General features: G+C 51.6%; 16 protein-coding genes. 10 read left to right on the top strand and 6 right to left on the bottom strand.

What is annotated here, in order from left to right; genetic code table 11:
• Window positions 1–79: 79 nt before the first annotated feature.
• Window positions 80–2,512, bottom strand: a complete 2,433-nt coding sequence (gene hrpB / locus M975_RS00970; protein ID WP_064556781.1) for an ATP-dependent helicase HrpB — start codon at window positions 2,510–2,512, stop codon at window positions 80–82.
• 73 nt (window positions 2,513–2,585) lie between these two features.
• Here hrpB and thpR point away from each other — a divergent pair, with 73 nt between their 5' ends.
• From thpR to panD, 9 genes are all read left to right on the top strand, one after another.
• Entirely contained in the window at window positions 2,586–3,125 is a 540-nt protein-coding gene (thpR, locus tag M975_RS00965; protein WP_064556779.1) for an RNA 2',3'-cyclic phosphodiesterase, read from the top strand.
• Window positions 3,126–3,833, top strand: a complete 708-nt coding sequence (gene sfsA / locus M975_RS00960) for a DNA/RNA nuclease SfsA (protein WP_064556777.1) — start codon at window positions 3,126–3,128, stop codon at window positions 3,831–3,833.
• 300 nt (window positions 3,834–4,133) lie between these two features.
• Window positions 4,134–4,589, top strand: coding sequence for an RNA polymerase-binding protein DksA (dksA, locus tag M975_RS00955; protein WP_064556776.1), 456 nt, complete (start codon window positions 4,134–4,136; stop codon window positions 4,587–4,589).
• A gap of 74 nt (window positions 4,590–4,663) precedes the next feature.
• A complete protein-coding gene (gluQRS, locus tag M975_RS00950) occupies window positions 4,664–5,530 on the top strand; it encodes a tRNA glutamyl-Q(34) synthetase GluQRS (protein WP_064556773.1) in 867 nt (288 codons plus the stop codon).
• A gap of 84 nt (window positions 5,531–5,614) precedes the next feature.
• On the top strand, window positions 5,615–7,012 hold the full coding sequence (gene pcnB, locus M975_RS00945) for a polynucleotide adenylyltransferase PcnB (RefSeq protein WP_209438115.1): 1,398 nt from the start codon (window positions 5,615–5,617) through the stop codon (window positions 7,010–7,012).
• Window positions 7,009–7,488, top strand: coding sequence for a 2-amino-4-hydroxy-6-hydroxymethyldihydropteridine diphosphokinase (gene folK, locus M975_RS00940; protein ID WP_064556769.1), 480 nt, complete (start codon window positions 7,009–7,011; stop codon window positions 7,486–7,488). Before pcnB ends, folK begins: the two co-directional genes overlap by 4 nt.
• A 42-nt stretch (window positions 7,489–7,530) precedes the next feature.
• A complete protein-coding gene (gene panB, locus M975_RS00935) occupies window positions 7,531–8,325 on the top strand; it encodes a 3-methyl-2-oxobutanoate hydroxymethyltransferase (protein ID WP_064556767.1) in 795 nt (264 codons plus the stop codon).
• A gap of 13 nt (window positions 8,326–8,338) precedes the next feature.
• On the top strand, window positions 8,339–9,193 hold the full coding sequence (gene panC, locus M975_RS00930; RefSeq protein ID WP_064556765.1) for a pantoate--beta-alanine ligase: 855 nt from the start codon (window positions 8,339–8,341) through the stop codon (window positions 9,191–9,193).
• Window positions 9,194–9,286: 93 nt separating this feature from the next.
• A complete protein-coding gene (gene panD, locus M975_RS00925; protein ID WP_064556764.1) occupies window positions 9,287–9,667 on the top strand; it encodes an aspartate 1-decarboxylase in 381 nt (126 codons plus the stop codon).
• A gap of 74 nt (window positions 9,668–9,741) precedes the next feature.
• Here panD and M975_RS00920 read toward each other — a convergent pair whose 3' ends face one another.
• From M975_RS00920 to M975_RS00905, 4 genes are all read right to left on the bottom strand, one after another.
• Complete coding sequence (locus M975_RS00920; protein ID WP_064556762.1) at window positions 9,742–10,989, bottom strand: polysaccharide deacetylase family protein; 1,248 nt, start codon at window positions 10,987–10,989, stop codon at window positions 9,742–9,744.
• 74 nt (window positions 10,990–11,063) lie between these two features.
• Complete coding sequence (locus M975_RS00915) at window positions 11,064–11,495, bottom strand: PTS sugar transporter subunit IIA (protein WP_064556760.1); 432 nt, start codon at window positions 11,493–11,495, stop codon at window positions 11,064–11,066.
• A gap of 118 nt (window positions 11,496–11,613) precedes the next feature.
• Window positions 11,614–12,384: an ABC transporter permease gene (locus M975_RS00910; protein ID WP_064556758.1), complete on the bottom strand. Its 771-nt coding sequence runs from the start codon at window positions 12,382–12,384 to the stop codon at window positions 11,614–11,616.
• Entirely contained in the window at window positions 12,381–13,307 is a 927-nt protein-coding gene (locus M975_RS00905; protein WP_064556757.1) for an ABC transporter ATP-binding protein, read from the bottom strand. Before M975_RS00905 ends, M975_RS00910 begins: the two co-directional genes overlap by 4 nt.
• A gap of 120 nt (window positions 13,308–13,427) precedes the next feature.
• On the opposite strand from M975_RS00905, the gene can reads away from it, so the two are divergent.
• Entirely contained in the window at window positions 13,428–14,108 is a 681-nt protein-coding gene (gene can / locus M975_RS00900) for a carbonate dehydratase (protein ID WP_064556755.1), read from the top strand.
• A 52-nt stretch (window positions 14,109–14,160) separates the two neighbouring features.
• Here can and hpt read toward each other — a convergent pair whose 3' ends face one another.
• Window positions 14,161–14,697 (bottom strand): hypoxanthine phosphoribosyltransferase, encoded by a 537-nt coding sequence (gene hpt / locus M975_RS00895; protein WP_034460899.1) that lies wholly within the window; start codon window positions 14,695–14,697, stop codon window positions 14,161–14,163.
• Between the last annotated feature and the right edge of the window lie 106 nt (window positions 14,698–14,803).

Genomic DNA, 14,803 nt, shown 5'->3' with positions numbered 1-14,803 from the left:
TGCTTTCTCCACCAAAAATAAGGCGCACGGCCTGATTCTCCTTTCTTCCACCCAAGGCGAAAGAGGAAATCTCTCAAAGTTATTGGTACTTTTTAGTACGCCGCGTGGGCAGCGCATCTGCTGGCGAATCCGGCCAGACGTGCTTTGGATAACGTCCTTTCATCTCTTTTTGCACTTCCCGATACGCACCGTTCCAGAAGGCGGTTAAATCACGCGTGATCTGCAAAGGGCGTTGTGCCGGGGAGAGCAGCTCAAGAACCAGTGGTACACGGCCTTCAGCAATGACTGGCGTTTGTGCTTCCCCGAACATCTCTTGCATACGTACCGCAAGAACTGGCGGGTTTTCATCATCATAGCGAATGGCTATCTGACTTCCAGTCGGCACAGTGTAATGAGTTGGCAGTGCACTATCCAGACGTACGCGTGCGTTCCAGTCGAGCAAGTTCTGTAACGCGCGTGTGACATCAATGTTTTTTAATGCCCGCAGCGAGTGTACACCATGCAGTTCGGGTAATAACCAGCGATCTAGCGCACCCAACAAGGCATTGTCTGAAACTTCAGGCCATTTCAATTCGGGCAGCCATTTTGCCGCACAGGCCAGACGTGTTCTGAACTGTTGCGCCTGAGGCGACCAGTTCAGAACGGCCAAACCTTTATCACGAATACCGTTAAGCATCGCCTGATGCAGCTCGTCTTCGGAAGGTTTTGCCAGCGGCTGGACTTTCAGAATTAACTTGCCGATTTGAGTGCGGCGAATGGCTTTCAAAGTGCCTTGCGTTTCATCCCACTCCACAGAATCGCTTAGTGTCAGTAACTCAGGGCACTGTGCTGTTAGCGCATCAATATCCAATGGAATGGCCTGCAAGATGCGTGCATCAGGCGTATGGCTTCCCTGTAATAAAAGCGGTGCCAACAGCCATTCGTAGCGCGTTAATGGGTCATCCTGGTTGAGCATCGCCCCCATACCATTGGCTAATTGGTAACGACCGTCGAGACCACGGCGGCGAGCAATACGATCGGGAAACGCCTGTGCCAGTAACGCAGCCGCGAGGGAGAAATCCGCTTCGCCGCCGCGGCTGTTAAGCCTTTTAAGCAACTGGGCGCTACGCTGCTGCCAGTTATCCTGCCGCCGACTAAAAGCATTACGCAAATCGCTGTCCTGACCGCGCGGTGGCTCTTCAAGAACCGCGACAAGTCGAGCCGCCGTCGCCTGTTGGTCGGCATTTTTAGCATTAACCAACATAGCGGCGAAGCGTGGTTCGTTACCCATGTTCGCCATTTTTTGGCCGACTGGCGTGAGTTTGTTTTGCTCATCGATCGCATTGAGCTGGCGCAACAGGGTTCGCGCAGCCGCTATATTGGTGGCAGGCGGGGCATCAAGCCAGGTCAATTGGCCCGGATCCTGGCATCCCCATTGCAGTAAATCGAGCAACAAGCCAGAGAGGTCGCTTTGCAGAATTTCAGGCTCACTTTGCAGGCTCGCGCGTTCTGCCTGTTCGCCACTGGTTAAATGCAAACAGATGCCCGGTTCCAGGCGCCCTGCTCGTCCGGCGCGTTGAATCATCGACGCCTGGCTAATGCGCTGCGTGATAAGCCGCGTCAAGCCGGTGCGAACGTCAAAACGTGCGACGCGCTCCTGTGCGCAATCCACCACGAGTCGAATACCTTCGATGGTCAGGCTGGTTTCGGCAATGTTAGTCGCCAGCACAACTTTGCGCATGCCGTTTGCCGCGGGCAAAATCGCTTTGCGCTGTTCGCTCAAAGGCAGTGCGCCATATAACGGGCAAAGTTGAACGTCGCTTGTGACGCGTTCCTGCAATTGCTGCTGAACACGCTGAATTTCACCGACACCTGGCAAAAACAGCAGCAGAGAACCTGTTTCTTCGCGCAGTAAATTCGCCACGGCAATGGCAACAGCTTCATCAAAACGCTGATGGGTAGAGAGCGGGCTATAGCGGCGCTCGACAGGAAAAGCTCGCCCTTCAGAGCGGATAACAGGCGCATCAGGTAAACACTGCTGCAGGCGCACGTTATCAAGCGTGGCTGACATAATCAGTAATTTGAGATCGTCGCGTAACCCTTGCTGCACGTCGAGCAATAACGCCAGCGCCAGATCGGCTTGCAGACTACGCTCGTGAAATTCATCGAGGATAACCAGCGCAATGCCGGTAAGTTCAGGATCATGCTGAATCATGCGCGTCAGAATGCCTTCGGTTACCACTTCCAGCTGCGTATCTGGCCCGACGCAGGTTTCCGCACGCATACGATAACCGACCGTTTCACCCGGTTTTTCACCGAGTAACTCGGCAAGGCGCTGGGCAACATTGCGTGCCGCCAGACGGCGTGGTTCCAGAAGCAGAATCCGGCCACCTAAATTGGCCTGTTGTAAAATCTGCAACGGCAGCCAGGTCGATTTACCCGCACCGGTAGGCGCGCTCAGTAAAACCTGTGGCGCGTTTTGCAAGGCGTTAAGAATTTCGGGTAGCACTGCGGCAACCGGTAATGACGACACAAAGGGCTCCAAACGGGTATGATGCGAAGTTCGCTATTGTAGCATTACGACGAGACATTATTGAGAGACCGCTATGGCTGAAACTCGCCGCCTGTTTTTTGCCCTCGAATTACCCAAAGAGGTGCAAAAACAGATTATCCAGTGGCGCGCCACACAGTTTCCCGAAGACGCGGGTCGCCCGGTGGCTGCGGCAAACCTGCACCTGACGCTGGCCTTTTTGGGTGATATCAGCGCCGAAAAGCAAAAAGCGCTTAGCCAGTTGGCCGGGCGGATACGTCAGCGCGGTTTTCCCCTGACGATAGACGATGCCGGGCAGTGGTTGCGCTCAAATGTAGTGTGGATTGGCCCACGCCACGCGCCGCTGGGGCTGATTCAACTGGCGAATATGTTACGTTCCCAGGCGGCACGTAATGGCTGTTACCAAAGCCCGCAGCCGTTTCATCCGCATATCACGCTTTATCGCAACACGCCGCGAGCGGTCACCATCCCACCCCCTAATTTTCGCTGGCAGTTTAAGGTCGATGAATTTGCATTGTATGAGTCTGTTTTCAAAAATGGGCGAACGCGTTACCAGGAATTACAACGCTGGTCATTAAGCAATAAGGAAGAGTGAATGGAATTTAGCCCGCAGCTCAAGCAGGCAACGCTTATCAAACGTTACAAACGTTTTTTGGCTGATGTCATCACGCCTTCAGGTGAGGAATTAACGCTACATTGCCCGAATACCGGAGCAATGACCGGGTGTGCCACACCTGGCGATACCGTGTGGTATTCAACGTCAGATAATCCGACCCGAAAGTACCCGAATACCTGGGAAATGACGCAGACCCAAAATGGCGAGTTTATTTGCGTCAATACGCTACGTGCGAATACGGTGACGAAAGAAGCATTAGAATCAGAAACCATTGCAGAACTAATGGGTTACACCACAATAAAAAGTGAAGTGAAGTACGGTGCAGAACGCAGCCGCATTGATTTTATGTTGCAAGCAGATTGTAAGGTTAACTGCTATATTGAAGTAAAATCAGTAACGTTATCACAACAAGGTTGTGGCTATTTCCCGGACGCCGTAAGCCTGCGAGGGCAAAAGCATTTGCGGGAATTGATGAACGTGGTTTCGCAGGGTGAACGCGCAGTGCTGTTATTTGCTGTATTGCATTCGGGTATCACTCAAGTTTCCCCGGCACGCCACGTTGATGCAAAGTACGCGCAGTTGTTATGCGAAGCGCAACAATGCGGTGTTGAAATTATTGCTTATAAGGCAGAACTTTCGGACAAAGGCTTGAGTCTAACCTCGCCGTTACCTGTTTGTTTGATTTAAGAGTACCCGAAATAATTCGAGTTACATCGCGGCGGCAAGTGAATAAGCCCCGATGAACTTACTCAAATCAGTGATTTGAGCGAGTAAACGCCGCCAACATGGATGCAGCTCGAAGGAAGTATGAAGGGTATTAATGTTTGTCTGTTTTGTGTGCTGGTGGCTCGCGTAAATACGCTTTTCTTCACAGGCTTGTCAAGAGAGGAATTTATATAATTGCCATCCTGAAAAGCATCTGCTATTTATAGCGGCCTGATTTTCCCCCTACCAGGGGACCGATAGTGCGTGTTAAGGAGAAACAACATGCAAGAAGGGCAAAAGCGTAAAACATCGTCCCTGAGTATCCTCGCCATCGCTGGGGTGGAGCCATATCAGGTGAAAGCGGGCGAAGAGTATATGAACGAAGCCCAGCTGTCGCACTTCAAGCTAATTCTTGAAGCCTGGCGTAGCCAACTTATGGATGAAGTTGATCGCACGGTAACGCATATGCAGGATGAAGCAGCAAACTTCCCGGATCCGGTAGACCGTGCAGCCCAGGAAGAAGAGTTCAGCCTCGAACTGCGTAACCGTGACAGGGAACGTAAACTGATCAAGAAAATCGAGAAGACCCTCAAGAAAGTAGAAGACGAAGATTTCGGTTTCTGCGAATCCTGTGGTGTTGAAATCGGCATTCGCCGTCTCGAAGCTCGTCCGACAGCTGATTTGTGCATTGACTGCAAAACGTTGGCAGAAATTCGCGAAAAACAAATGGCTGGCTAACAGCTCGCGATTTCATCACTTTCAAAGGCGGGAGATTCTCCCGCCTTATTTATTTCTGGCCTACCGCAGCAAATATGAATTCATCCCACTACATCGGGCGCTTCGCTCCCTCACCTTCAGGTGAACTCCATTTCGGCTCGCTTATTGCCGCACTCGGCAGCTACCTGCAAGCACGTTCACAACAGGGCCAGTGGCTGGTTCGCATTGAAGATATCGACCCACCGCGTGAAGTCCCGGGGGCTGCCACCACCATATTGCGGCAACTGGAACATTACGGCTTGCATTGGGATGGCGAGGTTTTGTGGCAATCTCAACGGCACGAAGCCTACCGTGAAGCACTTTCCTTCCTGCAACAACAAGGTTTGAGTTATTACTGCACCTGTACTCGCAGCCGTATTCAACAAATTGGCGGTTTCTACGATGGCCATTGCCGCACGTTAAACCACGGGCCAGATAATGCCGCTCTGCGCTTTGTGCAACAGCACCCGATATTACGTTTTGAAGATAAACTTCACGGAACGTTAATTGCCGACGAGCAACTGGCGCGCGAAGATTTTATCATTCACCGCCGTGATGGGTTATTTGCCTATAATCTTGCTGTAGTCGTGGACGATAACTATCAGGGTGTGAGCGAAATTGTGCGTGGCGCAGATTTAATTGAGCCAACCGTGCGACAAATTTCGCTGTATCAACAATTTGGCTGGACGATACCTGATTACGTGCATTTGCCCTTAGTGCTCAATGAGCATGGCGCAAAATTATCGAAGCAGAATCACGCGCCAGCCCTGGCACAAGGCGATCCACGGCCTGTTATTCATGCCGCGCTGGCGTTTTTAAATCAGCCAGAAATTGCCCATTGGCAAGATTTAACGTTAAGCGAGTTGCTACATCAGGCGGTGCAAACCTGGTCATTGAAGGCCGTAATGCCAGGCTCGGCGTGAATACGCATTCTCAAATGCCACGCACTGAGCTATGATTAGCCGCTGTTTTTTTTGTCCCTATGATTGACACTGCCGAGGTGTACTATTTTTACCCGAGTCGCTAATTTTTGCCGCAAGGTGCTTAACCGCGATGACGTCGTGGTCGAGGAGAGTGAAGATCTCCCGCAAATCACGGTTATTCCGCGTGACCAGCACGCTCTGTCCCGCAAAGATATCAGTGAAAATGCCCTCAAGGTGCTCTATCGTCTGAACAAAGCAGGCTACGAGGCATACCTCGTCGGCGGCGGTGTCCGTGACCTTTTGCTCGGCAAGCAGCCGAAAGACTTTGATGTCACGACCAGCGCCACACCGGATCAGGTGCGTAAACTGTTCCGCAACTGCCGTCTTGTGGGTCGTCGCTTCCGCCTGGCACACGTGATGTTTGGGCCGGAAATCATTGAAGTCGCCACTTTCCGTGGGCACCACGAAGAGCAGAAGTCTGACAAACAGACTTCGCAGACTGGTCAAAACGGCATGCTGCTGCGCGACAACATCTTTGGTTCCATCGAAGAAGATGCTCAACGCCGCGATTTCACGATCAACAGCCTCTATTACAGCGTGGCTGATTTCTCTGTGCGCGATTATGTCGGTGGCCTGCGTGATTTACGCAATGGCGTTATCCGTCTGATTGGCGACCCTGAAACGCGCTACCGTGAAGATCCTGTACGTATGCTGCGTGCAGTGCGCTTTGCTGCCAAGCTGAATATGACGATTAGCCCGGAAACCGGTGAACCTATTCCGCGCTTAGCCACCTTGATTAACGATGTGCCACCAGCACGTTTGTTTGAAGAGTCACTGAAACTTCTGCAAGCCGGTCACGGTTATCCAACTTATGAATTACTGCGTGAATATCAGCTGTTCCAGCCGTTATTCCCGACCATCACCCGCTACTTTACCGAGCAGGGTGACAGCCCGATGGAGCTGATGATTGCTCAGGTGCTGAAGAATACCGATAACCGCATTCAAAACGACATGCGCGTTAACCCGGCCTTCTTGTTCTCTGCCATATTCTGGTATCCGCAACTGGAGATGGCTCAAAAGCTGACTCAGGAAAGCGGTCTTGCCTATATGGACGCCTTTGCACTGGCGATGAACGAAGTTCTGGATGAGGCCTGCCGTGCGCTGGCGATTCCAAAACGCATCACCACGCTGGTACGAGATATCTGGGGCTTGCAGCTTCGCCTGTCACGCCGTCAGGGCAAACGCGCCTGGAAGCTGATGGAGCACCCTAAATTCCGTGCGGCCTACGATCTACTGGCACTGCGTGCTGAAGTGGAAAATAACCAGGAATTGCTGCGCCTGACCAAATGGTGGGGTGAATTCCAGGTTGCGGCACCGCCTGCGCAGAAAGATATGCTCGATGTGTTAGGTGATGAACCTGCGGTTCGCCGTCGTCATCGTCGCCCACGCAAGCGTGCTCCACGCAGCGGTGGAAGTGCATGACGCTTGCGTACATCGCACTCGGCAGCAACCAGGCGTCGCCGCTTGAGCAAGTGACTCAAGCGCTGAACGCCATTGCAACCATCCCGCAAAGCCGGGTGGTTGCAACTTCCTCGTACTACCGCACCCCGCCGCTCGGCCCGCAAGACCAACCTGATTATCTGAACGCTGCTGTGGCACTGGAAACCGAACTGTCTCCTGAAGCACTCCTGGCTCATACTCAACGTATTGAGCTTGAGCATGGTCGCGTGCGCAAAGCTGAGCGCTGGGGGCCACGCACGTTGGATCTCGACATCATGCTGTTCGGCCATTTGACCATTGCGACGCCAACGCTGACCGTGCCGCACTACGATATGAAGAACCGCGCGTTTATGCTGGTTCCACTGCTGGAAATTGCGCCTGACTGCGCGTTCCCGGATGGACAACGCGTGGCAAAAGTTTTAGAACATCTCTCCCAGGATGGGATTAGTTTTTGGTAACCATGGACGTGTGCATTTAATTAATATCATTCCGGGACTGCCATGAAACCAACCACCATGTCTCAGTTGCGCCAATGGAAACAGGCTCAACGCAAATTCGCGACAATCACCGCCTACGATTTCAGCTTTGCCAAACTGTTTGCCGATGAAGGCATTGGTGTGATGCTGGTTGGCGACTCATTAGGTATGACCGTTCAGGGTCACGACTCCACGTTGCCGGTAACAGTTGAAGATATCGCCTACCACACACGCGCCGTGCGCCGTGGTGCGCCAAACTGCCTGTTGCTTGCCGACCTGCCGTTTATGGCATACGCCACGCCTGAGCAAGCCTTTGCTAATTCGGCACAAGTGATGCGTGCTGGTGCCAACATGGTCAAAATCGAAGGTGGCAGCTGGCTGGTCGAAACCGTCAAAATGTTGACCGAACGTGCCGTGCCGGTATGCGGGCATCTGGGCTTAACGCCGCAGTCCGTGAACATTTTTGGTGGTTATAAAGTCCAGGGTCGAGATGAAGCCGCCGCGCAAACGCTGCTCGACGATGCGATAGCACTCGAAGCCGCAGGTGCACAGCTGTTAGTGCTGGAGTGCGTGCCGGTCGCGTTGGCAAAACGCATTACCGACGCGCTGAGCATTCCAGTCATCGGTATTGGAGCGGGTAATGTGACTGACGGGCAGATTCTGGTGATGCACGATGCCTTCGGTATTACCGGCGGCCATATTCCAAAATTCGCTAAAAACTTCCTCACCGGAACCGGTGACATGCGTGCTGCGGTGCGCCAGTACATTAATGAAGTTGAAGCCGGCACCTATCCAGGTGAAGAACACAGTTTCCACTGACAGGAGAAGGGTTGTGTTGATTATCGAAACAATACCGCTGTTACGTCAGCAAATCCGCCGCTGGCGCCAGGAAGGTAAACGCATCGCACTGGTGCCGACGATGGGCAACTTGCACGACGGGCATATGAAGTTGGTCGATGATGCGAAAAGCCGCGCCGACGTGGTCGTGACGACCATTTTTGTTAACCCGATGCAGTTTGACCGCCCGGACGATTTAACCCGCTACCCGCGCACCTTGCAGGAAGACTGCGAAAAACTAAACCGCCGCAAAGTGGATTTAGTGTTCGCGCCAGCACCTGCCGATATTTACCCGCAGGGTCTGGACTCACAAACATTTGTCGAAGTCCCCGGGCTTTCCACGATGCTCGAAGGCGCAAGCCGCCCAGGGCACTTCCGTGGTGTTTCTACTATCGTCAGCAAACTGTTCAATATGGTTCAGCCTGACATCGCCTGTTTTGGTGAGAAAGACTTTCAGCAAGTCGCCGTCATTCGCAAGATGGTGGCAGACATGGGTTACGACATCGAAATCATTGGCGTGCCAACGGTTCGCGCGAAAGATGGCCTGGCGCTGAGCTCACGCAATGGCTACCTGACAGCTGAGCAGCGCAAAATCGCACCGGGTTTGCACAAAGTGATGCAATCACTGGCAGACAAACTGCGTGCTGGCGAACGTGATACTGAAGAGATGCTGGCAATTGCGGCAACTGAGCTCAATGAAAAAGGCTTCCGTTCAGACGACCTGCAAATTCGCGATGCGGATACCTTGCTGGAGCTGGATGTTGAGAGTAAACGTGCCGTCGTGCTGATGGCCGCATGGCTTGGCCAGGCGCGTTTGATTGATAATGTTCAGGTTGATCTGGCGCAGTAGACAGTACTCATAAATCGGGCAATACTGCCCGACTATATTCATAGAATTGATGAAATCGATTCTATTCGGACCCCGTAATAAAGGTTTAATTTTATGATACGCACCATGCTGCAAGGCAAACTTCACCGTGTCAAAGTGACGCAGGCGGATTTGCATTATGAAGGCTCCTGCGCCATCGATCAGGACTTCCTTGAGGCGGCTGGCATTCTGGAATATGAAGCCATTGATATCTATAACGTCACCAACGGTAAGCGTTTTTCCACCTACGCTATCGCGGGTGAGCGCGGTTCAAAAATTATTTCGGTGAATGGTGCTGCAGCGCATTGCGCGGATGTTGGCGACATCATGATCATTGCCACTTACGTCACAATGCCCGATGAGCAAGCCCGTAGCTGGCAGCCGAAAGTCGCCTATTTCGATGGTGACAACGAGATGAAACGCCTCGCGAAAGCCGTACCGGTTCAAGTGGCTTAATCGGCTTTAGAATGCCCTCATCCCGGCCTTCTCCCCCAGGAGAAGGAAAAAACCGCAGGGTGAGGGCATTAACTTTATTTGGTCTGGTTACTAATCATCCGCGACATCGTTTCTAAAGAATCCGTCCGCAGTATATAAAGCCGCTTTAGCAAAAACGGATTATCCCCCGGTTTCACCTTCCCGCGCACCGTTGTCACCGCCATATGGAACCCCGCATCATTCGCGGCCTGTACCGCTTTATCGTTGTAGCCGCCAAACGGATACGACAGGTATAAAACATGCGGATTAAACTGGGCCAGCGCGCGTCTTGAATGCTCAAAATCAAGCAGAATATTGCGATAGGTACGGCGTAAAAGTGTCGGCTGGCGATTCGCGTCAACGCGATGCAAGAAATGGGTGTGCGACTGGATATCAAACACATCCTGGCTGGCCTGTAATTCCGAAATACTCATAAATTGCAGCGTTTTCGGGTTCCAGGTTTGCGGGTGCGCTTTGATACGCGAAGAAATAATAAACGACGTCGCTTTGAAACCGTACTCTTTCAGAATCGGGTAGGCATAGCGATAAACCGACTTCAGCCCATCATCAAAGGTAATCACCACGGCACGCGCTGGCAAATTCATGCGGTTACGCACATAACCTTCAAGCTGATACATCGTCAACGTGGTATAGCCCGTATCACGCAGCCAGGTCATTTGGTTGCTGAACGCCACCACGGATGTGGTCGTGGAGGTATGGCGGAAACGGGTGTTTTCTTCATCACGCAGAATGTGGTGATAAGTCAGTACCGGAATACCGTTATCGGGCTGCGCATCAAGGCTGCTGACGTACCCCAGGCGATTACCAATGCGGATTTGGTACCAGGTCTGGTTTAAGTGGTCTTTCAGGCTGGCAATAATCGGGTAACGCAGATTGTCGGACAGTGTGCCAAAGGGCGCGCTGCCGCTACTCGGTGCGTTATAAACCGTGACATCGCGGAAAGTGACCAGATTCTGGTTGCTCAACGGCTTATTCAAATCGCCAAGACGGTCTTCAACACGTTGTTTTCCCGCCACCGGTTCAAGGTGTGTTTTATCAATAAAACCCGTACCAAAACCAAAATTGAATTCGTAATAATCCGCAGCCATCGGAGCGACTGCCAGAATTTGGCCTTCCTGAATAGTGCCAACTGAAACGACCTTATCGCCGACCTGTGCCCAAATATCCGCATCTTCGGTCGTTTGCATATATTGCGCGGGAGTGTGATTGCTGCTGAGCAGACTGGCATTTGCACTGCTACCCACAAAAAGCAGCAGCACAGAGAAGATAAGGCGAATAAACATAAGCACTTATTGTCACAACGGCGGTTAAGAAGTCATCATTCTAACAAAAGCTGAGTCAATACCAACCTTTCAGATCAATAACGGTGGAGTAATACAAACGGCGGATTTTTTTGTTGTTGATGCCAGAGGCTGGTGATGGTTTCCCCGCCCTGCTCAACAATACGGTCGCGGAATGCTTCGCTGGTTAGCGTTTCACGGTGCGTGCGCATCGCAAACAACATGGGCAGCGTGACGCCTGAGATCACTTCACAATGGGGGTGTTGGTGGCTCATAAGTGCAGCTGTGCGATAAGGGGCGGCTCCGGTTTTATCCGTCAGAAAAATGACGCCGTCACCAGAATCACAGTTATAGAGCGCATCGCACATCATACGGCTCAGCATATTGGTGCTCAGCCCCTTCCAGTAATTCACGGCAAAACATTGTTGTTGTGGCCCAAAACGTCGCTCAATCGCATCCAGCATATCCTGAGCGTAGTAGTCATGACCGGCAATAACCCAACCTAACATGGCGTTCTCCTTTTCGCAGAGCGCAAGTGTGCCAGAGGGAAAAATACGCCATGTGATGCTAATCAAAACGAGGGTTGAAAACTCTTAATAACCTCCCCTTTCGGGGAGGTTAGTGGAATTAGCTGCGCAGACCGCGGCCACGTTGAATCAGATACCAGCACAAAATATAGAAGGCGGCGATAAAGCCGACCAGCACAGCAACGGTGAACAACAGTGGCACATCATTGATACCGAGGAAGCCGTAACGGAAGCCGCTTATCATGTACACCACCGGGTTCAGGTGGGACAGCGCCTGCCAGAATGGCGGCAGCAACGTCAGAGAGTAGAACACGCCCCCTAAATAGGTCAGCGGTGTCAGCACAAACGTGGGGATCAGGCTGATGTCGTCGAAGGTCTTGGCAAACACAGCGTTGAGCAAACCTGCCAGCGAGAACAGAATCGCCGTAAGCAACAGAGTTAAACCGACAAACAGCCAGGAATGAACCTGGAACGGTACGAAGAACAGTGATACTGCCGTCACCAGAACCCCAACGCACAGGCCACGCGCTACACCACCACCCACATAGCCGGCGATAATAATGTGCGTCGGCACAGGCGCGACCAACAACTCTTCAATGTTGCGTTGGAACTTCGCGCTAAAGAATGAAGATGCCACGTTCGCGTAGGCGTTAGTAATCACCGCCATCATGATCAGGCCCGGCACGATAAATTGCATGTAGGTAAAACCATGCATTGAACCTATCTGCGAACCAATCAAATTACCGAAGATAATAAAATAGAGGGTCATCGTAATGACCGGCGGTACCAGCGTTTGTATCCAGATACGTGTGAAACGGTGGACTTCTTTGGTCCAGATACTTTTTAACGCCACCCAATAGAGATGCATCATGCCTGGTCTCCTTTATGACCGTTGACCAGCGTGACAAACAGCTCTTCAAGACGATTAGCTTTGTTACGCATACTTAATACCTGAACCCCTTGAGAACTTAACTGGCTAAAGACGCTGTTGATTCCCTGCTCACGCAGCACTTCCACTTCCAGCGTTGAGGTGTCCACCAGGCGATATTGGTAGCCATCAAGCTGCGGCAACGGGCTTTTCGGCGCAAGATCGAGGATAAACGTTTCTGACTTCAGTTTTGAAAGCAGTGATTTCATCGAGGTGTTTTCGACTAACTCACCGTTTTGAATAATGCCAATGTTACGGCACAGCATTTCGGCTTCTTCAAGGTAGTGAGTGGTCAAAATAATGGTGGTGCCTTTGTCGTTGAGATCCTTCAGGAAGCCCCACATTGAGCGGCGCAGCTCGATATCCACACCCGCGGTTGGCTCATCAAGGATCAGCAATTTCGGCTCATGCATTAAGGCACGGGCAATCATCAATCGGCGTTTCATGCCACCAGACAACATCCGCGCACGTTCGTTGCGTTTCTCCCACAGATCGAGCTGTTTCAGGTACTTTTCGCTACGAGCTATCGCTTCGTTACGTTCAACACCGTAGTAACCTGCCTGGTGAACCACAATTTGCTGCACGGTTTCAAACGGGTTGAAGTTAAATTCCTGCGGCACCAACCCAAGCTGACGCTTAGCGTTAACAATGTCTTTTTGCAGGTCATAACCAAACACACGTACACGACCCGAGGTTTTATTTACCAGCGAGCTGATAATACCGATGGTGGTGGATTTTCCTGCGCCATTCGGCCCCAGCAGAGCGTAAAAGTCCCCTGCTTCAACACGAAGATCTATGCCACGCAGTGCCTGAACACCGCCGGGATAGGTTTTCGTTAACTGTTCCAGTTCTAATGCAATGGTCATTATTTGCGGTTACCTTGTTCGGTACAAAAAAGTTAAGCTGTTTAAAAATTATTTCAGTTGCACTATCAGTTGCCCTATATTACCTCAACGCACTTCTTCCGTTACAGGTTGTTAACTTCCATGAAAGACATAGATACCCTCATCAGCAATAACCAGGTCTGGTCAAAACTGATGGAGGATGAAGACCCGGGCTTTTTCGAACGTTTGTCTCAAGCCCAAAAGCCTCGCTTCTTGTGGATTGGCTGTTCTGATAGTCGTGTACCGGCTGAACGCCTGACCGGTCTTGAGCCTGGCGAGTTGTTTGTTCACCGTAATGTGGCAAACCTGGTTATTCATACGGACTTGAATTGCCTTTCCGTTGTGCAGTATGCGGTTGATGTTCTTGAAGTTGAACACATTATTATTTGCGGTCACTACGGATGTGGTGGTGTGCAGGCGGCGGTTGAGAACCCGGACTTAGGGCTTATCAACAACTGGTTGCTGCACATCCGCGATATCTGGTTCAAGCATAGCTCGCTGCTGGGAGAACTCTCACCAGAACAGCGTCTGGATACACTTTGCGAACTGAATGTGATGGAGCAGGTTTATAACCTCGGCCATTCAACCATTATGCAATCCGCATGGAAACGTGGGCAGAAAGTGACTGTTCACGGTTGGGCTTATGGTATTCACGATGGTCGCTTGCGTGACCTGGAAGTGACCGCCACCAGCCGCGAATCACTGGAGCAAGGTTACCGCAGCGGGATTTCGAATCTGCAAAACTCACACCGCAGCCACAAGAATAGAACACCTTCCCAGTAAGACAGATAGCAAAAAGGGCCTTCAAGGCCCTTTTTTAATGGATGCTACGGACTTATTCGTCCAGCAGAACCACTTTACCGACGTATGGCAGATGGCGATAACGCTGCGCGTAATCGATACCATAACCCACCACGAACTCGTCAGGAATGGCGAAACCTACCCACTCAACGTTCACGTCCACTTCGCGGCGCTCGGGTTTATCCAGCAGCGTACAGATAGCCAGTGACTTTGGTTCACGCAGGCTAAGAATCTCACGCACTTTGCTCAGCGTATTGCCGGAGTCGATAATATCTTCGACGATCAGCACGTCTTTGCCGCGAATATCCTCATCGAGGTCTTTCAGGATTTTCACATCGCGGGTGGTGGACATGCCGCTGCCATAACTGGATGCGGTCATAAAATCGACTTCGTGGGGCACTTGTACTTCACGGCAAAGGTCAGCCATAAACATAAATGAGCCACGCAGCAGGCCAACCAGCACCATATCACTACCGCTATCACGATAATGTTCAGTGATCTCACGACCCAATTCAGCGATACGGGCTTTGATCTCCGCTTCGGGGATCATCACTTCAACAGTATGTTTCATAGTTATAACCATATGATTTAAAAATAAATCATTCGATGTTGGTTAATTTACAGCCAACACAAAATATTCAGGCCAGCAGTATAACAGCAAAACCCATTCCCGTGCC

Source organism: Buttiauxella brennerae ATCC 51605 (assembly GCF_001654925.1).
In the GTDB taxonomy this organism is placed as follows: Bacteria; Pseudomonadota; Gammaproteobacteria; order Enterobacterales; family Enterobacteriaceae; genus Buttiauxella; species Buttiauxella brennerae.
The sequence above is the reverse complement of the archived record's forward strand: the minus strand, read 5'-3'. Positions and strand labels throughout refer to the sequence as shown.